Source organism: Leptospira yanagawae serovar Saopaulo str. Sao Paulo = ATCC 700523 (assembly GCF_000332475.2).
Taxonomy (GTDB): Bacteria; Spirochaetota; Leptospiria; order Leptospirales; family Leptospiraceae; genus Leptospira_A; species Leptospira_A yanagawae.
Genome location: NZ_AOGX02000015.1, coordinates 634,477 through 656,141, shown reverse-complemented (window position 1 = coordinate 656,141; position 21,665 = coordinate 634,477). Strand labels below are relative to the sequence as shown.

General features: G+C 39.8%; 23 protein-coding genes and 1 tRNA gene. 19 read left to right on the top strand and 5 right to left on the bottom strand.

From position 1 onward, the window contains the following. The first annotated feature begins 93 nt into the window (after positions 1–93). The 7 genes from LEP1GSC202_RS20005 to LEP1GSC202_RS06810 all read left to right on the top strand — a co-directional run bounded on the left by LEP1GSC202_RS20005 (position 94) and on the right by LEP1GSC202_RS06810 (position 5,117). Positions 94–243 carry a hypothetical protein gene (locus LEP1GSC202_RS20005; RefSeq protein ID WP_012387282.1) on the top strand — a complete coding sequence of 50 codons (150 nt, stop codon included), beginning with the start codon at positions 94–96 and terminating at the stop codon, positions 241–243. Positions 244–272: 29 nt separating this feature from the next. Continuing rightward, the gene (locus LEP1GSC202_RS06835) at positions 273–719 is read left to right on the top strand and encodes a thioredoxin family protein (protein ID WP_015677205.1); all 447 of its coding nucleotides are present in this window, start codon (positions 273–275) and stop codon (positions 717–719) included. 34 nt (positions 720–753) lie between these two features. After that, the gene (locus tag LEP1GSC202_RS06830) at positions 754–1,290 is read left to right on the top strand and encodes a hypothetical protein (protein WP_015676734.1); all 537 of its coding nucleotides are present in this window, start codon (positions 754–756) and stop codon (positions 1,288–1,290) included. After that, positions 1,287–1,778, top strand: a complete 492-nt coding sequence (locus LEP1GSC202_RS06825; RefSeq protein ID WP_051125293.1) for a GNAT family N-acetyltransferase — start codon at positions 1,287–1,289, stop codon at positions 1,776–1,778. Before LEP1GSC202_RS06830 ends, LEP1GSC202_RS06825 begins: the two co-directional genes overlap by 4 nt. Further along, positions 1,762–2,589, top strand: a complete 828-nt coding sequence (locus LEP1GSC202_RS06820; RefSeq protein ID WP_039928318.1) for a metallophosphoesterase — start codon at positions 1,762–1,764, stop codon at positions 2,587–2,589. Before LEP1GSC202_RS06825 ends, LEP1GSC202_RS06820 begins: the two co-directional genes overlap by 17 nt. Positions 2,590–2,974: 385 nt before the next feature. Next, entirely contained in the window at positions 2,975–4,393 is a 1,419-nt protein-coding gene (locus tag LEP1GSC202_RS06815; RefSeq protein ID WP_015677035.1) for a flavin-containing monooxygenase, read from the top strand. Then, entirely contained in the window at positions 4,350–5,117 is a 768-nt protein-coding gene (locus LEP1GSC202_RS06810) for a M23 family metallopeptidase (RefSeq protein WP_015676684.1), read from the top strand. The genes LEP1GSC202_RS06815 and LEP1GSC202_RS06810 overlap by 44 nt, the downstream gene beginning before the upstream one ends. An 86-nt stretch (positions 5,118–5,203) precedes the next feature. Here the strand turns inward: LEP1GSC202_RS06810 and LEP1GSC202_RS06805 are convergent, their stop codons facing one another. Both LEP1GSC202_RS06805 and LEP1GSC202_RS06800 read right to left on the bottom strand, forming a co-directional pair. Continuing rightward, the gene (locus LEP1GSC202_RS06805) at positions 5,204–5,515 is read right to left on the bottom strand and encodes a hypothetical protein (RefSeq protein ID WP_015676556.1); all 312 of its coding nucleotides are present in this window, start codon (positions 5,513–5,515) and stop codon (positions 5,204–5,206) included. 80 nt (positions 5,516–5,595) lie between these two features. Next, the gene (locus LEP1GSC202_RS06800; RefSeq protein ID WP_015677317.1) at positions 5,596–7,188 is read right to left on the bottom strand and encodes a sodium:solute symporter family protein; all 1,593 of its coding nucleotides are present in this window, start codon (positions 7,186–7,188) and stop codon (positions 5,596–5,598) included. Positions 7,189–7,373: 185 nt separating this feature from the next. Between LEP1GSC202_RS06800 and LEP1GSC202_RS20000 the strand changes: the two genes are divergently transcribed. The 11 genes from LEP1GSC202_RS20000 (at position 7,374) to LEP1GSC202_RS06750 (ending at position 16,178) form a co-directional block, all read left to right on the top strand. After that, positions 7,374–7,517 (top strand): hypothetical protein, encoded by a 144-nt coding sequence (locus LEP1GSC202_RS20000; RefSeq protein ID WP_015677411.1) that lies wholly within the window; start codon positions 7,374–7,376, stop codon positions 7,515–7,517. A gap of 120 nt (positions 7,518–7,637) precedes the next feature. Further along, positions 7,638–8,810: an ACP S-malonyltransferase gene (locus LEP1GSC202_RS06795; RefSeq protein WP_015677324.1), complete on the top strand. Its 1,173-nt coding sequence runs from the start codon at positions 7,638–7,640 to the stop codon at positions 8,808–8,810. Next, positions 8,810–9,766 carry a helix-turn-helix transcriptional regulator gene (locus tag LEP1GSC202_RS06790; protein ID WP_015676516.1) on the top strand — a complete coding sequence of 319 codons (957 nt, stop codon included), beginning with the start codon at positions 8,810–8,812 and terminating at the stop codon, positions 9,764–9,766. Before LEP1GSC202_RS06795 ends, LEP1GSC202_RS06790 begins: the two co-directional genes overlap by 1 nt. A gap of 1 nt (position 9,767) precedes the next feature. Next, the gene (locus LEP1GSC202_RS06785; protein WP_015677147.1) at positions 9,768–10,688 is read left to right on the top strand and encodes a 4-(cytidine 5'-diphospho)-2-C-methyl-D-erythritol kinase; all 921 of its coding nucleotides are present in this window, start codon (positions 9,768–9,770) and stop codon (positions 10,686–10,688) included. Positions 10,689–10,692: 4 nt separating this feature from the next. Continuing rightward, positions 10,693–10,768: transfer RNA gene (locus LEP1GSC202_RS06780), tRNA-Gln, on the top strand. A gap of 27 nt (positions 10,769–10,795) precedes the next feature. Then, positions 10,796–11,557: a sugar phosphate nucleotidyltransferase gene (locus LEP1GSC202_RS06775; RefSeq protein WP_083929989.1), complete on the top strand. Its 762-nt coding sequence runs from the start codon at positions 10,796–10,798 to the stop codon at positions 11,555–11,557. Continuing rightward, a complete protein-coding gene (locus tag LEP1GSC202_RS06770) occupies positions 11,554–12,495 on the top strand; it encodes a ribose-phosphate pyrophosphokinase (RefSeq protein WP_015676360.1) in 942 nt (313 codons plus the stop codon). The genes LEP1GSC202_RS06775 and LEP1GSC202_RS06770 overlap by 4 nt, the downstream gene beginning before the upstream one ends. A gap of 17 nt (positions 12,496–12,512) precedes the next feature. Next, complete coding sequence (locus tag LEP1GSC202_RS06765) at positions 12,513–13,148, top strand: 50S ribosomal protein L25/general stress protein Ctc (RefSeq protein WP_015677375.1); 636 nt, start codon at positions 12,513–12,515, stop codon at positions 13,146–13,148. Positions 13,149–13,167: 19 nt separating this feature from the next. Then, complete coding sequence (pth, locus tag LEP1GSC202_RS06760) at positions 13,168–13,731, top strand: aminoacyl-tRNA hydrolase (protein WP_015676796.1); 564 nt, start codon at positions 13,168–13,170, stop codon at positions 13,729–13,731. 27 nt (positions 13,732–13,758) lie between these two features. Then, positions 13,759–15,711, top strand: coding sequence for an ATP-dependent zinc metalloprotease FtsH (gene ftsH / locus LEP1GSC202_RS06755; protein ID WP_015677396.1), 1,953 nt, complete (start codon positions 13,759–13,761; stop codon positions 15,709–15,711). Continuing rightward, positions 15,711–16,178 (top strand): EVE domain-containing protein, encoded by a 468-nt coding sequence (locus tag LEP1GSC202_RS06750; protein ID WP_015677246.1) that lies wholly within the window; start codon positions 15,711–15,713, stop codon positions 16,176–16,178. The genes ftsH and LEP1GSC202_RS06750 overlap by 1 nt, the downstream gene beginning before the upstream one ends. A 5-nt stretch (positions 16,179–16,183) precedes the next feature. On the opposite strand, the gene LEP1GSC202_RS06745 is transcribed toward LEP1GSC202_RS06750, so the two are convergent. The 3 genes from LEP1GSC202_RS06745 to LEP1GSC202_RS06735 are packed head-to-tail and all read right to left on the bottom strand — an operon-like array spanning position 16,184 to position 19,074. Then, complete coding sequence (locus tag LEP1GSC202_RS06745; protein WP_015677100.1) at positions 16,184–17,059, bottom strand: CAP domain-containing protein; 876 nt, start codon at positions 17,057–17,059, stop codon at positions 16,184–16,186. Between the two features lie 8 nt (positions 17,060–17,067). Next, positions 17,068–17,640, bottom strand: coding sequence for a hypothetical protein (locus tag LEP1GSC202_RS06740; RefSeq protein WP_015677002.1), 573 nt, complete (start codon positions 17,638–17,640; stop codon positions 17,068–17,070). Positions 17,641–17,688: 48 nt separating this feature from the next. Continuing rightward, positions 17,689–19,074, bottom strand: a complete 1,386-nt coding sequence (locus LEP1GSC202_RS06735; RefSeq protein ID WP_015677562.1) for an SLC13 family permease — start codon at positions 19,072–19,074, stop codon at positions 17,689–17,691. Between the two features lie 108 nt (positions 19,075–19,182). Here LEP1GSC202_RS06735 and LEP1GSC202_RS06730 point away from each other — a divergent pair, with 108 nt between their 5' ends. Further along, entirely contained in the window at positions 19,183–21,603 is a 2,421-nt protein-coding gene (locus LEP1GSC202_RS06730; protein ID WP_015676876.1) for a 1-acyl-sn-glycerol-3-phosphate acyltransferase, read from the top strand. Positions 21,604–21,665 lie beyond the last annotated feature (62 nt).

The following is a 21,665-nucleotide window of genomic DNA, read 5'->3' as shown; positions in this document are numbered from 1 at the left end:
ACTATGTTTCGTGAAGAGTTTAGGGGTCAAGGATGAAACAAAGTCCTGTAGGTTCGCATTGACAGAAAGCTGGTTCAAAAGAATCTGGTTTCCATGAATGCAAAAACAGCAAAAATCCTCGGCAAATATGCAACCTTCAAAGGTGTTTCTGAGAAACAATTGAAACGTGATTGGTTGTCTCTTTCTCACATTGAGAAAGACAAAAAAAGACAAGAAATCCTAAAAGAAATCGCAAAAAAATAATCGAAGCGGAAGGCTCCTTCCGCACTTTTATGGAACACCGATTCCTATTTTTTCTCTCCTCTCTTTTCTTAAGCTTCACGCTCATCACCTTCTCACATTGCTCCAAGCAAAGTGACATAATTCTAAATCAATATGAAGGATCCCTTTCCCAAGCAAACCAACTCAATCGGAAACTCATTGTGGTGTTTGGAGCGGATTGGTGTCCCGATTGCCGGGCATTGGATGGAATTTTTTCTGATCCCGAAACCAAATCCATTTTGGATTCCCAATTTGTGGTGATGAAAGTTGATGTGGGACGATTTGACAAAAACCTAAGTCTAAATGCAAAATTAGGGGATCCCATCCAAAATGGAATCCCTGCATTGGTTGTTTTATCTCCAAAGGGTGAATTCATTACATCTACAAAAGGTGGAGAATTCTCTAACGCGAGTAAAATGACAAAGGAACAAGTGTTAGAGTATCTTTACAAGTTGTGATATCGAAAGACAAACTTTCGCATAAGGAACGAATATGAAACCACAAACCAATTCCCTTCTCCGCCCATTAGCCAGTAAACCACAACGATTTGTTTTTCTTTGTTTGGTCTTTTTTGTTTCATTTTCCCCTCACCTAACAGCAGAAGAACTCTTGCCCCCCACTTTGAAAGTTGGTGACTCACTCCCAGAGATCAATTACACCAACCAATGGGAAGAACCGAGCCCCATCCCCACTGAAACCAATAAAGTTTTATTCATTTCGGATATGGATGCCAGTAAAATCATCCATCCTATACTAGAAAAAGAAGGTAAAGGTTACCTGGAATCCAAACAAGCTGTTCTTGTTTCTGACATCCATCGAATGCCTTCCCTGATTACTAAATTTGTTGCGCTCCCGAGAATGAAATCATATCCATATACCCTTCGTTTGGTGAGAGAAGAAAAACTTTCAGACCCGTTTCCCAGGACAAAAGGATCGGTGACTATGATCCTTTTGAAAGAGGGAAAGGTTACAAAAATCCAAATTTCGAATGTGGATACAGAAGTGAAATCTTTTCTGGAAGGGAATTGAGTAGGATAACAAAACCATTGGATGATGTTTTATATCGTAATGGAAACAAAGAGGATCTTTTCCAATTACAGGAACTATTTGTAGAATCCATTCTCAATGTATGTTGCAATGATTATACAGAAGAACAACTTAAAAAATGGACTTTGGGATCGAGGGATGGAAAACGCTGGCAAGAAATCATCAGTCAACAATTGGTTATAATAGCAGAATATAACCAAACTATTATTGGCTTTGGTACTTTGGACCCACAAAACTGTATAGATTTACTATATGTAAGTTCAAAACATTTACGATTAGGCATCGCAAAACAAATTTACCTCCGATTGGAAAAAGATGCAAAGGAGAGAAAGGTTAAAAAACTGATTTCCCATGTGAGTATCACTGCAAAACCTTTTTTTGAATCCCTTGGTTTTGTATTGTTACGTGAGAATGTAATCAAACGAGATGACGTTGAGTTAACAAATTATACCTTTGAAAAAATTCTTTAAACTAATTTTCATATCCTTATTCATCCTTTTTTTTAACTCGTTTGTTTGTGAACGTTATATCGTACGTTTTCCCATCTATGAAATCGAGTCTTCAAAAATACCCAAGAGTTTCGATGGCTATAAAATCGCAGTGGTATCAGACTTACATTATGGTTTTTTGAACCCTGAATTTTGGATTCGACATGTCATTGAAGAGATCAATGAAAAAAATCCCGATTTAATTGTTGGGATAGGAGATTATGTAAAAAAAAGAAATTTTGATGAAGAGTTGATCCATGTGTGGAAATTGATTCCACTTTTGAAAGGCAAAGATGCAGAAGTCTTCGTAAATGGAAATCATGATCATTGGGCAAATCATTTGCTTTCTCTTCGTTTATTGGAAAAAAGTAAAAAATCAATACGGAATCGAACAATAAAAATTCATAGAGGAAATGAGAAGATTATCGTTGGTGGACTTGGTGATTTTTGGGAAGACCACATTCCAATCGATCCGATATTCAAAAAGACTGATCCAAAACAATATAGAATTGCAATTGCTCATAATCCCGAATCTGCGGATACACCACATACGGAATCCATTGATCTTTTCATCGCTGGCCATACCCATGGCGGTCAAGTGCGGATTCCATTCCTTCATCTCTCACCGATCCTGCCGGTTCAAAATAAAACCTATGATTTAGGAATGAAAAAATCTATGTTAGGTGAATCGGTTTTTATCTCAGGAGGGATTGGATGGTCTATTTTACCCATTCGATTCAATTGTCCCGCTGAAGTACCCATCCTCATATTACGACACAAAAAGGAAAAATGAATCCAATCTATTTTTTAAGAAACAATGGGTTAATCATAAGCTCCTATGATTTCTCGCTTTTGTTCATGTTTGGTTTTGATACAACCAGCAATCGACTCTGATTACTTGTTCTTAATGATCTAAGAAAGCATATATATACCAATTCTAACTTAATCATCATTATACGGAGCAAACGAACATTTTCGAAAACTTTAATTAATTGGATCCAGCCTAACCCAAAAATATGATGATTCTTCTATACCAAAACCCTTTCCTCTCTCCCAAAAAGGTTAGATATCATACTTTTTTTTCAAAATGGTAATAAAATCTACTTGATAACGATGTTCTTTATTTTATAAATCTTTCCCAAACGTTCATCGAATCTTTAGTAAGAGAGAAACCCATTATGGCACTTCCGAAAGTCTGTGTAATTGGAGCTGGTTCATCTGGAATCACCGTCATTAAATCCTTAAAGGAACATGGCATCCCCTTTGATTGTTATGAAAAAGGTAGCGATGTTGGTGGCAACTGGCGTTACAAAAATGACAATGGTCTCAGTAATATTTATAAATCCTTACACATCAACACACATAGAGACCGCATGGAATACCGTGACTTTCCCATGCCAACTAACTACCCTGACTACCCGAATCACGAACCCATCCAACAGTACTTTTTATCCTATGTAGACCACTTTGGACTTCGCAAACACATCCAATTCAAAAACGGAGTGAAACATGCAGAACGCACAGAAGATGGACTTTGGAAAATTACTCCCGAAAAAGGGCCAACGCAAATCTATGATGTCTTAGTCGTTGCAAATGGCCACCATTGGAGTGAACGATGGCCAGACCCACCATTCCCTGGAAAATTTTCTGGCCAAACCATACACTCCCATTCTTATGTAGACCCCAAAACACCTGTTAACTGTGAAGGAAAAAACGTTGTCATCCTTGGTATGGGAAATAGTGCCATGGACATCTCTGTTGAATTGTCAAGACCTGGTGTTGCCAAAAAAGTATTTTTATCGGCAAGGAGAGGTGCATACGTCATCCCCAATTATTTGTTTGGAAAACCATTAGACAAACTCACGGAATACACACCTCATTGGGTTCCTTTTTTCATCCAACAAACATTTGCTCACCTACTCATTCGATTTGGTGTGGGAAAAATGGAGGACTTTGGATTACCAAAACCAGATCATAAATTTGGTTCTGCCCATCCCACCATTTCCCAAGACTTACTGGTAAGACTGGGTCGTGGTGATATCAAACCGAAACCTGTGATCTCAGAACTCCGTGGTAAAAAAATTGCCTTTGCTGATGGAACAGAGGAAGAGGCCGATGTTCTTATTTATTGCACAGGTTATAATATTAAGTTCCCTTTCTTTGATGAAGATTTTCTCTCAGCACCCAATAATTACATCCCACTTTATTATAAAATGATGAAACCTGGAATCAATAATTTGTTTTTTGTTGGCCTCATGCAACCGTTAGGTGCCATTATGCCACTTGCAGAATGCCAGGGAAAATGGATCGCACAGTATTTAACTGGAAATTATGTTCTACCATCCAAGGAAGAAATGGAATCCTCCATTCTAAAAGATGAGAAGGCGATGAAAAAAAGGTATGTAAGTAGTACAAGGCACACCATCCAAGTGGATTATGATAGCTTTTTGTATGAGATGAAAAAGGAAATGGAACGAGGCAAAAAAAAGGCAATGAAGGAAGGAAACCATTTGCCAATTGAAGCACGTGCTATGTACCATTCAAGTAGCCGGAATGTTTCACCTTCTCGTAAACAAAAACAATTGGTTTCGAAATAAGACAATTGGATTCTTAATTTCCACATTCTGTTTCCTAATTCTCGGAACAGGTTGTGTTTCCAAAGGGTACTCTTACCAAGGGAATCCACTCTTTGGATGGATGGAGTCTTCGGGAGAGGTTCGCACAACGGACCCATTCCCTATTCTCAAACGTTACCCCTCATTCCATGCCACAGACTTTGAATTTCCTGTTGGTGGGAAATATGCCGATGGGTATTACCTTGCCCAAAAATTTGGATCCGAAAATGCAAAGTTTGGTGGACGAAAGCATTTAGGAGAAGACTGGAATGCTCTTACAGGTGGGGACTCTGATTTTGCTGCTCCCGTATATTCCTTTGGAAATGGAGTGGTCTCAGAAATTGCCGATTATGGTGGGGGATGGGGCAAAGTGGTTCGCATTGTCCACCACCAGAACTTGGCCAATGGGAATTTTTATCATTTAGAAACTGTCTATGCCCACCTTCACACCATCGATGTGGAACCAGGCCAACTCGTCAAAAAAACAGAATGGATTGGAACCATAGGAGATGCAGGAGGAAGTTACCCGGCACACCTCCACTTTGAACTTAGGTCCAAAGTGGGTGCTCCGTTAGGTGGAGGGTATGGACTGACAACAGACGGATTTTTACCACCAACTCGGTGGCTTATGACATACGGCCCCAAAGAAAAGTCCTTTAGCGAAGAAACCTTCCAATGGATTGGCGAAAAAAACGGAACTTTGTAGATAGCTTCCAATCCATTGTGATACAAAAGGTTACACATCCTTAACAGGATTTGAGTTGGCGAACATACTTCAATCGTTAAAAACGATTAAAAACTTTTGATAAACTCCAACACTTCGTCTTCTTTTTCAGCATTTGTGTCATAAAAATTACAATGGATTTCGTATAGGTCTTCCTGATCCACTCTCAGAGACTTTAATGTCTTCACGAGGAAGTCGATCGATCCTGTCATTGAAATCATTTTTAAAGAAATTTTTAAAATCGAAGGCACTTCAATGTCATAAGGATGGAAAAATTTGATCCCTCTGGCACTGATATGTTTTTTCGAATCATAATCCTTTAGATGTTCCAATTGAACTTCAAAGGTAGCAGGGATTTCGGTATAATGATTTGGTTTCATGGTCTTAGAGTATACTGTAACAAACATAGAATTGAGAATACTCGCATTCAATTACTATTTTATTACGGTTGTATAAATCTTTACGCAAAAACGATACTAAACCCTGCAAGTAGGACAATTAATATCACACCCCAGGCAAAAATCCTTGGATCCCAAAATTCATTGGTCCTGTCTCTATCTTCATACACTAACCCATGTAAGTCGCGATTTGGATCTTCTGATTCTATCAAACTCACCAATACCATCACCAAAAAACAAAACAGGCCAGAGTAAATGGCACCATAAAAATTGGATACCATATCTGATTTGTAATACAAATACCCATTCACATACAAAAAATAATGAACTAGGCCACTCGCAGTCCCCACTAACATCCCGTAGAATGCACTCCATTTGGATGCACGTTTCCAAAACATACCAAGTAAAAAAATTGAGATTAAAGGTGCATTAAAAAAGGAGAATAGTAACTGGATGTAATTCATGATGTTTTCGAATTGCATTGCAATGTAAGATGTAAAAATCGCAAATACAACTGCTACCATCGTACTTTGTTTTCCAATCTTTAAATAGGTTTTATCATCTTCATTGTGATTGATATAGGTTTGGTATATGTCATACGTAAAAATCGTATTCATTGCTGTGATGGAACTTGACATCCCTGCCATAAAAGCTGCAAGTAACGCTGTTGTACCTAGTCCTAACATCCCAGAAGGATAAAAGTTTTTTAATAAAATCAAAAAACTTTTGTTATACTCTCCATTCATTTCGGAAGAATATTCGGCAAGAGCAATGAGGCCAGGGATCACAGTAAGAAATGGCAAAAACAATTTGAACATGGCACCAATGAGAGGAGTTCTCCTCGCTGCACGAAAATCCTTTGCTGCCATAGCTCTTTGCACTTCCGCAAATCCACAAGTCCAATACGAAAACGAAAGAACAAATCCAAGTCCAACAGTTACACTGAGAATATCCCAACCAAGTTCATTTTGTCCACCAGCGAGGCCCACCCACATATGTTTGTGAGACTCTGGAATTTTTTGCATAAGACCATCCCATCCACCTAACCTTGTTAATCCAACTATGACCAACGGAAATAACCCAAACACAGTCAGAAAAAACTGCATGACTTCCGTATAAATGGAAGAACTAAGTCCACCAAAGTAGGTATAAATCAGAACTATGAGAGCGCTAAATACAATGGAAAGGTGTGGGTTCCAACCAAATAAAGTTTCAAACACAAGGGACAAGGAATACAAATAGATTCCGGAACCAAGAGCAAGTGACAACAAGGTGATGAGTGAATTGACTAAGTGAGCCTCTCTGTTGAACCGGTACCGCAAATATTCAGGTACACTTCGTATCTTGGTAGAATAATAAAACGGCATCATAAAGATCCCAAGAAAGATCATTCCAGGAATGGCGCCTAAGTAATAAAAATGAAAGGTCAAAAAACCATACTCTGCCCCACTAGCACTCATCCCTAACAATTCTAAGGCGGAAATATTTGCCGAGATAAAGGCAATCCCTGTGATCCAACTGGGAATTTTCCTCCCTGCCAGTAAAAAATCCGCAGAATGGTTCATGGATCGTTTCAAAAGCACCCCAATCACCACCATAAAAACGACGAAAACAAAGATGATGAGATAATCGATGGGGCTTAAGGCAACAAACATAGGTTTGTAAGGGAAACCGAGAAAAAAAGTTTGTAAAGTGGAAATCGAAGGTATAGAACCTTCCTTCTGCCCAATATTTTCCTTAAAATTTTTCCAAAGCCGCCGACAAACTGAGTAACACTTTCTTTGAAAAAGACTTTTCGAATTATGTCACATTGATAGATTCGGAACCACCAGGAGGATCTATGTTCTACCTTCTTTTAGCCCTTCTCCATGAAGATTATGCTTCTGGGAGAATTGATTTTGCGACCTATTTTGAAAATACGGTCCTCCTTGCCCTCGACCACGAACGCATCAAATCCAATTTAGAACAAAGCAAAGCCGCCTAAACGGTCGGTTTGCTTCCAGATCCTGGGGGGGGGGTTCGCCAGTCCTTCCAGGAATTTTCTCCTTGTTCTGAGAAGTCCTCTCTGTACGGTAACAGAAAAATCATTTCTCAGGAAGATCCAATGACTTCGGCAAAACTCCTTACCGGTACCCTCCAAAATTCACAAAAATTTTTCCTTCAATTCGGAGGACAGGGTTCCCCTTACCTCAAAGAACTCGTAAAATTGTATGCAGAACCAGAATTAAAAGAATTTTTCGAAACGAGTTTCAAAACTCTTGGTGAAATCGCAGCTCGTGACGGAAAAAACCCCCTTTTAAACGAAGGTCTCGATTTCAAATCTTGGATTGAAAATCCAGATGCAGCACCAAACGAAGATTACCTAGCCCGTGCACCCATCTCTGTTCCTGGGATTTTTATGACCCAAATCGCAAACTATGTTTTGGTATCAAAACGTGGTTATCCAACAGCAGAACTCATCAAAGCAACTGGTGCTGTCAGTGGGCATAGCCAAGGGGTGATTGCCTCTGCTCTAGTAGGTCTTGGAAAAGAAGGCGCTGAATTCTTAAAGGCCTACTCTGACTTTTTGAAATTTGTTTTTTATCTTGGGTTCAACGGACAAAAAGTATACCCTAACTTCCAAGTTTCGGAAGACATCGTCAAAGAAAACGAAGCAAACGGTGACAAAAACCCAGCTCCTATGGTGGCCGTGATTGGTTACTCAAAAGAGGAACTCGAAGACCGTGTGAAAAAAACAAACGATTCACTTGGACTCAAAGGCCAAGACACAGTGTTTATCTCTTTGTATAACACTCCTGATTCGATGATTTTATCTGCACTTCCATCATCCTTATTAGCATTCCGTAAACAGTGGAAAGCAGAGATGGACGAGAAAAAATTTAAGTTCGTGTATTTAAAAACAACAGCTCCTTTCCATTGTCCTTTTATGGAAACTTCACTTGATAAGTTCAATGCAGAAGATGCTTCAGTGGTTCCATTCCCTTACACTGGTGCTGATTTAAAAGTTCCTGTCTATAGTATCTTTGATGGTCATAACTTACAAAAAGATGGAAACCTTCGTGACATCCTTTTCAAAATGGTACTCATTGAACCACTTTACTGGGATTTGGCGATTGCTCCTATTTTTAACGACAGTGCCATCACGACAATCATTGACTTTGGACCGAGTGTTGTGAGCCAAAGACTAACTGGTGGCCACCTCAAAGCAAAAAACATCGAAAAACAATCTTTATGCGCCTCTAACGCAAAAGAATTAAAGGTGATTCTCGAAGTTTAATGAACCCTTCTACCGCTCGGGCTGCTTCTAAACTCAATTTAATACGCCTTCTGGCTTCACACCCAGAAGGTTTAACATTAGAAGAAATCCAAGGAGTAACCGGGCACAAATCCATCTCCTCTCTCAAAAAAGATTTGGGAGAGTTGTACATGATTGAGATGTATCCGTATTCTCCGACTGATGCTGTGGATTTAGATTTTGATGGGGACAAGGTAAAAATTAGACTTCCCATTGCTGTTGATGCAGCTCTACCCTTATCTCCCAAAGAATGGGCCGCATTACGATCGTTACTACTAACTAATCAAAACACAAAAGAAGATTCTATAAGGCAATCTATATTAAAAAAAATAGATTCTGTTTTGCCTTCTGGGGACTGGTCACCTCATCAAAAAACAAAAGAAATGGTGCAAGATGCCATTCACTCCAAAAAGATACTAACAATTGTTTACTGGAAGCGGAATACTAAAGAAAAAGAAACAAGAACTCTTGCTCCTTGGTTATTACTCGAAGAAAATGAATCCTACCTGCTTGCCTATGACCTAAAGAAAGAAGGTTTTCGTTCCTTTCGATTGGACTATATTTTAGATGTCGCAATCACTGATAAGGATTACCCAAACATACCCGATACGGCTTCTGAGTTCTTAGAAGGATTCAAACAAAAATTTGAAATCGAATCCAATCCAGAATCCAATGTAACATTATGGGTGACAGACTCGGCTTCCTACCATTTGGGTTTAAAACTCCCTCTAAAAGAAACTGGAAACGTAAAACAAATCCAAAACACGACTTACCGCGAATTCCAAACTCCCATGCGGGATAAAAATTGGCTCATCCAAACCATTCTTGGTTATGGTACTTCCATTCTTGTTGCGGAACCAAAAGAAATCAAAGATTCCATACGACTCCATTTACAATCCATTTCTCTTTCCAAACAAAACCAGTCATTAGAAACGTAAGTTGGTTCTTTTGCAAACGATTGCACACGCAAAGATTAACATCGGTTTAGTGATCCCCTACAAAAGGGAAGATGGACTCCATGAAATCCGAAGTGTCTTTGTTCCGATTGACTTTGGTGATCCCATGGAAATTCATATACAACCCTTACCCCAAGGGAACGAATCCACTTTGGAATTCCATTCCGAAAACCATTTGAAAGGGTACCGCCACTCTTTATTTGAAGCAGTGTCAGAGCGAGGGGACCTTACCAAAAACATCCTCTCCAAAACTTTTGCTGCGTTAAAACCAAACCTAATCGAACCCTTAGGAATCAAAGTCCATCTGAAGAAATTCCTACCTCCCGAAGGTGGGATTGGTGGAGGCAGTAGCAATGCGGGAGTTTTTTTACGACAAATTTTGCCGTTCTCAAAATTGAGCGGACCAGAACAGATCCTTTTTGCCAAATCCATTGGTGCCGATGTTCCTTTTTTCCTGCAAGACTCAGCTTGTTTTGTCAGTGGGATTGGAGAAATCTTAGAGCCGATCTCCGTTGCCAAAGGATTTGGGATCATGGCCATCCCTCCGTTTGGATTATCTACCGGATCTATGTACGCAGGCCTTCAAAAAAGTTTACAAAAACCCTATGGTTCCGAAGTATGGAAATCTCTGGCAGAGGATTTAATTCGAAGTCTTCACGTCGGGGATTGGGCTTACCTGCAAAACAGGTTAGAGAACGAGTTTGAAAAAATCGCTTTCCAGACCCAACCCTTACTAAAGGAATTGAAATTAGGGTTCTTTGAGTCGGGAGCAGATTTTGCTTCTCTTTCAGGTTCTGGTTCTTGTCTTTATGGCATTTATCCAACCGAAGGGAAACGAAACGAGGCCCTTCCCAATGTCTCCTTCAGATTCCCCGAAATGGAATTTCGAACGTTCTCTTTTTAGAAACTGGCCTGTAGCCAAGCGGTAAGGCAGCGGTTTTTGGTATCGCCATTCCCTAGGTTCGAATCCTAGCAGGCCAGCCAGTTTTAAAAGATCCGATAGAACGAACGATGAACCTACATAATACTGTAACTGCTGTTATTTTGGCGGCGGGGAAAGGAACTCGAATGAAGAGTGAGCTTCCCAAGGTTGCGGTTGTACTGAACGAATCTCCACTTTTACTCCATGTTCTTCGTAATATCGAATCCGCCGGCATAAACCGCAAAGTTGTGGTTGTCGGTTACCGCAAAGACATAGTCACAGACATTGCAAAATCATTTCCTGGTGTTGAGTTTGCTGAACAAACCGAACAACTCGGAACCGGGCACGCAGTGATTTCGGCAGAGAAACAACTCGCACCATACACTGGTCATACGATTGTTGCTTGCGGAGATGCACCATTGATTTCTGCGTCATCCTTCTCTAATCTCATCGAACACCATAAATCCAATGGTTATGTCGCAACTGTCCTATCTGCCAAAATGGAAAACCCAACTGGTTACGGACGTATCATTCGTTCTGCTGATGATGGGAGCCTACTTCGTATTGTAGAAGAAAAAGACGCAAATCCAGAAGAAAAAGCCGTAAACGAAGTGAATACGGGCACCTATTGTTTTAATACAGAAGATCTTTTTGGTGCTCTCAAACAAATTGGTAATAACAACGCACAAAAAGAATATTACCTCACTGATGTGATTAAGATATTCAGAAATGAAGGGAAAAAGGTTGGAGCACAAACTTTAACCAATGCTTTAGAAAGTCATGGAATCAATTCTCCTGATGATTTGGCACTAGCGAAACAATATATAGATAATGGGTTGGTTGGAGTATGAATCCTAGCGAAGTGGTAGTATTTTCTGGTAATGCGAATAAACCTTTAGCAGAAGAAATCTGTAAAAACTTGGGAATTCCGAATGGCCAAATCTCAGTCAAAAGATTTTCGGATGGAGAGAGTTCTGTCAAAATCGAAGAGAATGTTCGGGGCCGCGATGTATTTGTAGTCCAATCCATTAGTTACCCTGCTAACGACAGTTTGATGGAACTTCTACTCATCATCGATGCAGCAAGAAGAGCCTCTGCACGTCGCATTACTGCCGTTATACCTTACTATGGATACGGACGCCAAGACAGAAAGGTAGAGCCACGGGTTCCGATTTCTGCTCGTATGGTAGCTGACTTAATTGAAACCGTTGGCCCGGACCGAGTTCTCACGATGGACTTACATGCGGACCAAATCCAAGGATTCTTTCGCATTCCAGTTGACCATTTGTATTTTTCACCAGTCCTTGCTGAGTACATCAATTCACTTAAAATGGATGATCTTGTCATTGTTTCTCCTGATTCTGGTGGTGCTGAACGAGCTCGTAATTTTGGTAAAAAAGTCAACGGATCTCTTGCCATCATCGACAAACGTAGACCCAAAGCCAACGAGTCCGTTGTCATGCATGTCATCGGTGACATCAAAGACAAAAACTGTTTGTTGTTGGATGATATGATCGATACTGGTGGAACGATTGCAAAAGCTGCAACTGCCCTTTACGAAAACGGGGCCAAAACCGTACTTTGTTGTGCATCTCACGGAGTTCTCTCTGGGGAAGCGCCAACAAAACTCAATGAGGCCAATTTTAAACAAATTGTCCTCTCCAATTCTATCGTCATTCCCGAGAGCAAAAAAATAAATCACTTGAAAACGCTCTCCATCGCCCCACTCTTTGCAAAAGCCATCGAGCGGATTCATAACGAAGAATCAATCTCTAGTCTGTTTTCATAACTTTAAGGAACATAATCATGGAAAAAATCACTATCAAAGCACAACCAAGAACTGCAACAGGAAAAGGTCCTGCCAGAAGAATGCGTGTGGAAGGTTTAGTACCGGCTAACATCATCGGAAGCGGTGAAGCAAAATCGGCAAGTGTTGTCGAAAAAGAAATCCAAAAACTCATCGACTCTGGAATTCGTAAGGCAACTCTCATTGACCTAGAACTCGACGGTAAATCGGAAAGAGTGTTCGTAAAGGAAATCCAAAGATTCCCACACACAGGGCAAATTCGTCATATTGACTTTTACAAAGTGACTCCAGGGAAAAAAATCCAAACCACTGTTGCCATCAAAACAACAGGTGTTGCAAAAGGATCAAAAGCTGGTGGACAATTTGAACACCTCGTTCACGAAATCAAAGTGAAGTCTACTCCTGAAGATCTTACTGACGTCATCACAATTGATGTAACTGGTCTTGATATCGGAATGATGATCAAAGTTTCTGAACTTCCACATCCGAAATCTTGGGATATCTTAGTGAATGGTGATCCAATTGTTGCTTCATGTAACAAAACGAAAGCGATCCTAGCGGCAGAACGCGCTGAAAAAGCTGAAGCTGATGCGGCAAAAGGCAAACCAGCAGCTAAAAAAGCGGCTAAGAAGTAAGAATTACTTTTAAGAACCAATGAAGTTAATTGTAGGGCTAGGAAATCCTGGCGATAGATATAACAACAATCGATCTAACATTGGTTTTAAGATTCTCGATGTCATTGCCAATAACATTGGCATCGAAATCAAAACTAAAAAGAAAAAATCGCTCATTGGACGAGGTGACTTTGAAGGTGATGAAGTGGTTTTACTCAAACCACAAACCTTCAGCGAACTCTCTGGTGAGTCGGTCCTTTACATTGCCTCCTTTCTCAAAATCCAGGTCAAAGACATCGTTGTCATCCACGAAGATGTAGGACTGGAACTTGGCCAAATCGTCGTCACGAAAGGTGGGGAAAATGACACAAATCAAGGTGTAAACTCGATTTCTGTCTCATTACGTTCCCCCAACTTCATCCGGATTCGGATCGGAATTCTCAATTCCAGCTACAATCCGAAAAAAAGAGAAGATTTTTTACGTGAAGATTTTGAGCCATTAGAGAACCTGAGTTTGATACAGATCATCAATGACGCCGAAGCGGCGATTCGTTCCATATCCATGGGGGATATTGACGAAGTGATTCAGAAATATCACCTTTGATTTCAGTCTAATCATCGGAAGTCTTACATGAATAAAAACATCAAAACCGTATTCCTATTTTTACTCGTATTCCTTGTCATTTTGGCAACGGTTTATAAGGGCCAAGACTTTGCCGGTAAACCCGACGAAATCAGTTATTCCGATTTTTTGAATATGGTAGAACCCATTGAGGGAAAAAAACCCATAGGGAAAATCACTTCCAAAGATGGAAAAGACATTTCTTCCAAACAACAAATCATCATTGATAAAGAACTCATCGAAGGTTGGTACATTCCTGAAAATAGTAAGGACAACAAACCAAAACCCTTCAAAACAAATGTTGCACAAGTTAACGATGATTTGGTGACGAAACTTCGAAAGTCACGCCTAAGTTTTACGGCAAAGTCCACTGAAGAAAATAAATTTTGGAGTGTTGTTTCAGGTATTATCCCATGGTTATTCATCCTTGGTATTATCTGGTTCATCATGATGCGCCAACTCCAAGCATCTGGAAACAAGGCATTTACCTTTGGTAAGTCTCGTGCCAAGATGAATGTTGACCCTAAAGTAAAAGTTACGTTTAACGACGTGGCAGGTTGTGAAGAAGCAAAAGTAGAATTATTAGAAATCATTGAATTTTTAAAAGATCCAAAAAAATTCCAAGCGATCGGCGCAAGGATTCCAAAAGGTGTCTTACTCGTTGGTCCTCCAGGAACTGGTAAAACCTTACTTGCGAAAGCGGTTGCTGGTGAAGCAGGGGTTCCTTTTTTCTCCATCTCTGGATCTGACTTCGTAGAGATGTTTGTGGGTGTTGGTGCATCACGTGTACGAGATCTTTTTGACCAAGGGAAAAAGAATGCACCTTGTATCATCTTCATTGATGAGATTGATGCAGTGGGTCGCCTCCGAGGTGCAGGCCTAGGTGGTGGACATGATGAAAGAGAACAAACCCTCAATCAGATGTTAGTCGAGATGGACGGATTTGAAATGAACGAAGGTGTGATTGTCATGGCGGCAACAAACCGCGCTGATGTCCTCGACCCCGCTCTCCTTCGTCCAGGCCGTTTTGATAGACAAGTAATTGTGGATCTCCCTGACTTAAAAGGTCGTGAAGAGATTTTAGCGGTTCATGCTAAAAAAGTTCCTTTGGTTTCTGATATATCTCTCAACTCCATTGCACGTGGAACGCCAGGGTTTACAGGTGCTGATCTTGCAAACCTCATCAACGAAGCAGCTCTGCTTGCGGCACGTCGTAACAAAAAACGAGTCACCCAAGAAGAACTCGAAGAAGCTCGTGATAAAGTGATGATGGGACCTGAGCGTAAGTCGATGTTCATCTCTGACAAAGAGAAAGAAATGACAGCCTACCATGAAGCAGGCCACGCACTCCTTGGCACCTTACTGCCGTATACCGAACCAGTTCATAAAGTCACCATCATTCCACGTGGACGAGCTCTGGGTCTTACCCAATCTCTCCCTGTAGAAGACAGACATTCGTATCGTAAAAACTATTGTTTGGACCGGATTGTCATGTCAATGGGTGGATACATTGCCGAAGAACTCATCTTTGGTGACCCTTCTAACGGATCTTCTAATGACATCCAACAAGCAACGAACATTGCTCGTCGTATGGTCTGTGAATGGGGTATGTCGGAAAAACTTGGCACCATCCACTACGGATCCGGTGAGTCTTCTCCGTTTATGGGAAGAGACTATGGTCATACAAGCAAACCTTACTCAGAAGAATTTGCAGCAATGATTGACCAAGAAGTCAAACGTATCATCCAAACTTGCCTCGATAAGGGACGTGATTTGGTGAAGAAAAACCAAAAGAAATTGGATGCAATTGCGAAAGCCCTTCTTGCAAAAGAAACCATTGATGCACAAGAACTGATGGACATTGTACAACCTACGTTTGATAAATTTTCTGATAACAAACCCGGAGTTGGTTCCAAAAAAGGGAAAGGTGCATCCGCTACCAAACCGGCTTATTCGGCTTAATGAAATATTGGCTCTTTAAAACAGAACCAGATGTATTTTCAATCGACGACCTAATACGAGAAAAACTCTCGTATTGGGAAGGTGTTAGAAATTACCAAGCACGGAATTACCTTCGTGATGAAGTGAAGTTAGGTGATTTGGTATTATTTTACCATAGTCGTTTGGAACCACCTGGAATTGTAGGCATTGCCGAAGTGGCGAAAGAAGCAAGCCCTGACCCTTTCCAATTTGATCCCAATCACAAATACTTTGATCCAAAATTAAAAGGGACAGAACCAAGATGGTTTGGTGTCCACCTCAAACCCCATACTAAGTTTCAAGAACTCATTCCATTAGACCTATTAAAAAAAACGAAGGGTCTAGAGAAGATGGTGGTGACACAAAAAGGATCAAGACTTTCGATCCAACCTGTCACCAAAAAAGAATTTGAAATTGTGATAAAACTAGCGGGTGTTACAATCAAGTAATCCAATTACGGTTTTGCTGTGAATACCTGTACTGCCTTAACCTTATCGACTTCAAAAAACTTTTTGTCTTTATAAAAGTAAGCACCTGCTCCCATATAATTGAATTCGGGATTGAGAATATTCTTTCTGTGCCCTGGTGAATTGAACCATACTTCCACAACAGCTTTTGCTAAACTTAAATAGGTATGGTTTGGAATTGGTGTTCCTGCCTTGGTATAACTAAAAAACGGACCACCATTCTGAACAGGCGTAAAAACAGGCCTTCGACTTTGGTATTGGATTCCAAAAGCATTGATAATATTTTCAGCAGAATAGGTTTCCGATATTCCGACTAAATCTAATCGATCTTTGAGAGTTTCTTTTCCATTTACCGTACTGTTATGCGAATAAAAATCGTAGGTTACCATGTCTTGGGCATGACCAAAAGCTGCTTGTTCACATCGTTCGGAATATTTAAAGGGTCTCATTCCCAATTGTTTTCTTTCTTTGGATGTTACATAGAAAATAGCAGCATTTAATAGCGGATAATCAACTTTACTAAAATCAATTGTGGCATTTGCGGGACCATATGTTGGGAAAGTCTCTTCAGTAAATGCATCGTATTGTTCCACTTTCCATTTATCAGAATCGGGAAGTTCTCTACCGTCTTCTATACTTTCCAAAAAAGCCAGTTTTGGGTCTTGTTTTTCGACAACCTGTTCCACTTTCTTAGGTTCTTCTACAACAACGGGAGCTTTTTTTACTTCAGGGGTTTTACAGAGAGTAAAGGTAAATAAGGATAAAACAGCAAAACCAGGAAGAATGTTTCTTAGCGAACCTTCCTTTGTTGTTTGGCTTCGATTCCTATTTTGAATTTGGTTTTGTTTCGATTGTAAATTCATATCGTCTCCTATAAATACCGGTTATAATCTTGCACAACATTGTGGATGAGATTTCTTTCTTTGTTGTATTGAATTGTTTTCGCTTCTTTGATTCCTGATTCCCAAATGAACATAAAGGGAACTCCAAATAGAGTGGAATGTTTTTGTCTGTATTTTTCACGACCAATCCACTTGTCGTTTAAATAAAAATCAGCCTGAAGGACTCTTTCTTTTGAATAAATGGATGGTAATAATCCTGCAGTTCCAATCATAAAAATGGTTGAGATAGAAGAAACCCAGAAGTGTTCGTATTCGTTTACTTCACTTGTATACAAATCGATATGATGTGTGGCACGTACTCCATCGGACAACACTCGTCCAAAATAACCTGTTTCAGTTAGGTACTTTGTATAAATTGCAGTAATCTCACGTTTGTTTCTATTGTTTTCAGGAGTGAAAACTTGAATCGTTAGTAGTGGAATTTGTTGTTTGAGAGTGGGTCGTGAGACGATTGGCACATCCTCACTCATATAATTATAACAAGATTGTAAGAACATAAGGGAACATAAAACAAGAAGTGTAAAATTTCGAAATTGAATCATAGTCCGTGAGAAGGCTATCAATTCAGAAAAGAAGGAAAAGCCTTTTTTTTAAAACTGAGAAAAATCGACAATATGCAAATGGTGTAAGAGGAAGCCGCCGAGAAACGTAAACACGATCCAGGCCACAATGGAAATGGCACCTCCAATTCTGACCATCTCGATGCTTCGTATTCCTCCGTAACTAAAAGCCAAAGCATTTGGTGGAGTGGAAACTGGAAGTGGCATGGCAAGGGAAGCACCGATGGTAGCACCAATTGCCGCTGGTAGTATCAGTTCACCCGGAAGCCCCATGGTTATCGGCAAAATCAAGTTCGCTACACTGGTATTACTTAAAAAACAAGAAAGCAGAAGGGACAAAATCGAAAAAAACAAAAACAAAGAAAACTGACTTGATTCACCTAACAAAAAAAGACTAACGAAGTGTTTGGCAAGGCCTGTCTCCTCAAATGCTTTTCCAAGAGCAATCCCACCACCCATAAGAATAAGGACATCCCAAGATAAATTGCGGAATTCTTTTAAATCCAATAAGGAAAATCCAAAAAATACAATCACAGGGAAAAGTGCAACAGTTCCATTGGAGATTCCATGCCAATCGGATGAGATCCAACCAAGGATAGTGACGAGGATGACAAAAATAGATAGGTTTCTTTTGTTTTTGGGAAATGTGTTTGTGGACTCTTGGATTCCAATTAAGTGGATGGAGGAATTACTTTTTTCTTTTTTTAGGTACACAATGTACAAAATTCCAGACAAAGCAAAAACAGAGATTAAAAAGACAGGAAAGGCAAAAGCCATCCATTCCAAAAATCCAATCTGAAAGCCTTTTTCTTGTAAATAGGCAATTCCAATTACATTTGGGAGTGTTCCAACGGGTGTCCCAATTCCGCCCAAGTTTGCAGAAAAAGGAACCATAAATAATATTGATTTGCGAAGGGGACTTTTTTCATCCAAGGATTTCATCATCGATGAGACAAGACCGAGCATCATGGCGGCCGTGGCAGTGTTATTCATAAAACAAGAAAGTAAGGCCGTAGCCATACCTAAGGAAAGCACTAGTAAATATGCTGAACCTTTGGTTTTTTTGATCACAAATGAAGCAATCGTAGAATCCAATCCGTAAAAACTAATGGCACTTGAGATTACAAAGCCACCTAAGAACAGTAAGATGGTCTCAGAAAAGTAACAAGACAAAAAAGTAATCGTTTTTGGAGCACCAGGTCCCCAACCAGGAATTAACCAAATGAGTTCTAAAAAAAGAACCAAAAATCCTGTGACATAGAGTGGGATGAGTTCTGTGATCCAAAGGAAGGATACAAGGAGCGCAATCGCTAAATTGATTTCCTGAGCTGGGGTGAGTCCAAGCCAATTTTGGTACCATCCGAAGAATGCAGGAAAAATGGAAAGTATTGAAAATAGAAGGCCTGCTCGAATCATTGTGACTTGACGATTTATACTCACCTGATACTTTTTCGATAGACTCAATTCGTTTCAAGCAAACAAATACAATGAGACTTTCCTTAAATTTCCAAATGTTCATTTTTTATGCAAATAACCTATAACGAATTAAAACAAGCAGTTTTGGGTAGTGGCCCAATGGGTATCATTATCGCTTCCATACTGGCAGAAAAGTATGATTCTATCACTTTATGGATTCCTGACAAAGAATTTGTAGAACTCCTAAAGAAGCGCCGCCAAACAGAAATTATGGGAAAAACCATCGAACTTCCCGACCACATTGAAATCGTTTCAAGTTTGGATTCCTTTGGGAGGGATGATTGGGCCTTTCATGTTGCCGTCCCTTCTCGGTCGTTTTTGGATAGTGTCCATGGTTTGATCGAAGTTCTCGAACCCTTTAATAGTTATGTGTTTTCCTTTCTGACAAAAGGGATTTTAGATTCTAAAAACCGAAAAAAAACAGGTTTTGTCACTTATTCACAATACTTACAAAATTATTTACTCGAACGCAATTTTAATAACGCATCTGTTGCTGTTGTCAATGGCCCATCTTTACTTGGTGAAATTTTAGAAGAAAAGTTTAGTTTTTTTAACATAGGTTCTACCGAAAAACCAACGGCTGATTATTTGGCGGAAGTGTATTCATCTCATTTTATGAATACATCCATCACTGATGATGTAATTGGAATGGAAATTGTAGGGGTCGCTAAAAATCCAATGGCCATTGCAAGTGGAATTGTATCCTTACTTCCTCGGTATGGAGCCAATTTACTTGGCGAAATTTTATCCGCTGGTTTCCAAGAAGTACGAGACCTTGCGATGCGTTATGGTGCAAGGCCTGACACAGTAATGGGAAGGTCTGGTCTTGCAGACTTCATCACTACTGCAACTAGCAACAAAAGCAGAAACAGAGGATTTGGTCAAAAGATAGTCGGAGAACTACTGTCAGGTGGTGAAAAACTCAGTTTAAAAGATCGAATTGAAATCTTTTTTGCCCCTCGCTCTTTTATCGAAAGGGAATCTACTAAATGGCATGATAACGTAGAAGGAACTTATGCCCTTAGCATTCTCATCGAATTGGCAAATGAAATTCGCCTTCCATTTACGTTACATCGAACTCTCTTTGATGTGTTAACAAGAAAACAACCACCAGGTGCTCTCATTGATCTGATTTGTGGCAAAAAAACTGAAGCCAAAAATATACCACTTGTAGTTCAGAAAAAAGTTGGTCTCAATTTAACATCAGGGATAGACTTTCAAAACTTACTTGTCGACAGAATCTTAAAACAAATTAGCAATGTTCCAGGTACAATCAGCCGTGTGAAAAAACAATCCTCAGCCGTGATTGAATCTACACAAAAACGCCTAACCATAGCTAAACGAAAAAAACAAAAACTCGAAGAAGCAAAGTTTGAATCGGAAGTAGAAATTTGGCAACGATTTCATAATTGTCAAAAAGATGAGGAACTCACTTCGATCAAAGAACTCGTTCGATTCTATGTAAATGAAATTGCTGACAATTACAGTCCAACCGTTCATGAATCGGTTTTACGATTTGTGGCTCCGATTCGATTGTTTTCAGGTGGATTTTTAAAAGGTTCGATGATCCCACATGTTGGTGGAAAAACGGAAGTAGTCAAAGCACTCTCTTCCAAATACAATTTGTTGTACGCTCCCACACATAGATCTCATTTGGATTCAGTTGAGGTTGCCTATTCTCTTTTCCATCTAGGTCTGCCTGTGCCTCGTTATGCAGCAGGAATCAATTTAATGTCCAATCCATTTTGGGAGTGGATGTTAAAATCTCTTGGTGCGTATGCAGTTGACCGCGAACGGACAAGGAACAGTTTGTATTTAGAATGCCTTACCTTATACTCACAAGTGATGCTCGAACAAGGCATTCCGTCTCTAGTGTATCCAGAAGGTACCAGATCAAGAACAGGAGCCATCGTTCCAGTGAAAACTGGTTTACTTACAACTGCAGTGAATGCATTCCGAAGTTCGGGAACAGAAATTGTCATTGTACCCATTTCTGTTTCTTATGAAACCGTTCCGGAAGACAATCAGTTTTGTAATATCCCAGAAGAGTTGGGAATGGCAGGGTTTTTAGCAAAACGATCCAATGTATATGTAGAATTCTGTGATCCAATCCCAATATCAGAATATGCTCATACAGAAGACCCAACAATCGAATTGAGTTACCGAATCACAAAAGGTTGGAAACAATATCATAAATTATTACCAAACCAAATTGTATCAAAAATTTTAGTGGAGAATGATTATTCCATTGAAGTCTCACAAAGTACGATGTTAGTTGAGGACTTTATTTCCCGCCATGAAGGTAATTACCTAACGAGGGACCCTGAAGAAATTTGGGAAAAAGGAAAAAAGATCTTAGAAAAACGTAAGATGATTGAAGAAGCCAATCGAATGATTCATTCTAAAAACGATGCCTTACTCCAATACTATGCGAATATGATCCCTGAAGACGAAGATAAAAAGTACTAAAAATACGATAAAGTTTGTTACCATAGTAGTTTGAGTTGAAACACTCGGACACTTCATCAGAA

Bases quoted from the DNA above. Each gene is read 5' to 3' on its own strand.
- LEP1GSC202_RS06790 (WP_015676516.1), top strand. From the start codon at position 8,810: ATGAACCCTTCTACCGCTCGGGCTGCTTCTAAACTCAATTTAATACGC.
- LEP1GSC202_RS06765 (WP_015677375.1), top strand. From the start codon at position 12,513: ATGGAAAAAATCACTATCAAAGCACAACCAAGAACTGCAACAGGAAAA.
- LEP1GSC202_RS06810 (WP_015676684.1), top strand. From the start codon at position 4,350: ATGTTTCACCTTCTCGTAAACAAAAACAATTGGTTTCGAAATAAGACA.
- LEP1GSC202_RS06835 (WP_015677205.1), top strand. From the start codon at position 273: ATGGAACACCGATTCCTATTTTTTCTCTCCTCTCTTTTCTTAAGCTTC.
- LEP1GSC202_RS20005 (WP_012387282.1), top strand. From the start codon at position 94: ATGAATGCAAAAACAGCAAAAATCCTCGGCAAATATGCAACCTTCAAA.
- LEP1GSC202_RS06740 (WP_015677002.1), bottom strand. From the start codon at position 17,640: ATGATTCAATTTCGAAATTTTACACTTCTTGTTTTATGTTCCCTTATG.
- LEP1GSC202_RS06750 (WP_015677246.1), top strand. From the start codon at position 15,711: ATGAAATATTGGCTCTTTAAAACAGAACCAGATGTATTTTCAATCGAC.
- LEP1GSC202_RS06800 (WP_015677317.1), bottom strand. From the start codon at position 7,188: ATGTTTGTTGCCTTAAGCCCCATCGATTATCTCATCATCTTTGTTTTC.
- LEP1GSC202_RS06745 (WP_015677100.1), bottom strand. From the start codon at position 17,059: ATGAATTTACAATCGAAACAAAACCAAATTCAAAATAGGAATCGAAGC.
- LEP1GSC202_RS06805 (WP_015676556.1), bottom strand. From the start codon at position 5,515: ATGAAACCAAATCATTATACCGAAATCCCTGCTACCTTTGAAGTTCAA.
- LEP1GSC202_RS20000 (WP_015677411.1), top strand. From the start codon at position 7,374: ATGTTCTACCTTCTTTTAGCCCTTCTCCATGAAGATTATGCTTCTGGG.
- ftsH (WP_015677396.1), top strand. From the start codon at position 13,759: ATGAATAAAAACATCAAAACCGTATTCCTATTTTTACTCGTATTCCTT.
- LEP1GSC202_RS06735 (WP_015677562.1), bottom strand. From the start codon at position 19,074: ATGATTCGAGCAGGCCTTCTATTTTCAATACTTTCCATTTTTCCTGCA.
- LEP1GSC202_RS06730 (WP_015676876.1), top strand. From the start codon at position 19,183: ATGCAAATAACCTATAACGAATTAAAACAAGCAGTTTTGGGTAGTGGC.
- LEP1GSC202_RS06770 (WP_015676360.1), top strand. From the start codon at position 11,554: ATGAATCCTAGCGAAGTGGTAGTATTTTCTGGTAATGCGAATAAACCT.
- LEP1GSC202_RS06815 (WP_015677035.1), top strand. From the start codon at position 2,975: ATGGCACTTCCGAAAGTCTGTGTAATTGGAGCTGGTTCATCTGGAATC.
- LEP1GSC202_RS06830 (WP_015676734.1), top strand. From the start codon at position 754: ATGAAACCACAAACCAATTCCCTTCTCCGCCCATTAGCCAGTAAACCA.
- LEP1GSC202_RS06775 (WP_083929989.1), top strand. From the start codon at position 10,796: ATGAACCTACATAATACTGTAACTGCTGTTATTTTGGCGGCGGGGAAA.
- LEP1GSC202_RS06795 (WP_015677324.1), top strand. From the start codon at position 7,638: ATGACTTCGGCAAAACTCCTTACCGGTACCCTCCAAAATTCACAAAAA.
- pth (WP_015676796.1), top strand. From the start codon at position 13,168: ATGAAGTTAATTGTAGGGCTAGGAAATCCTGGCGATAGATATAACAAC.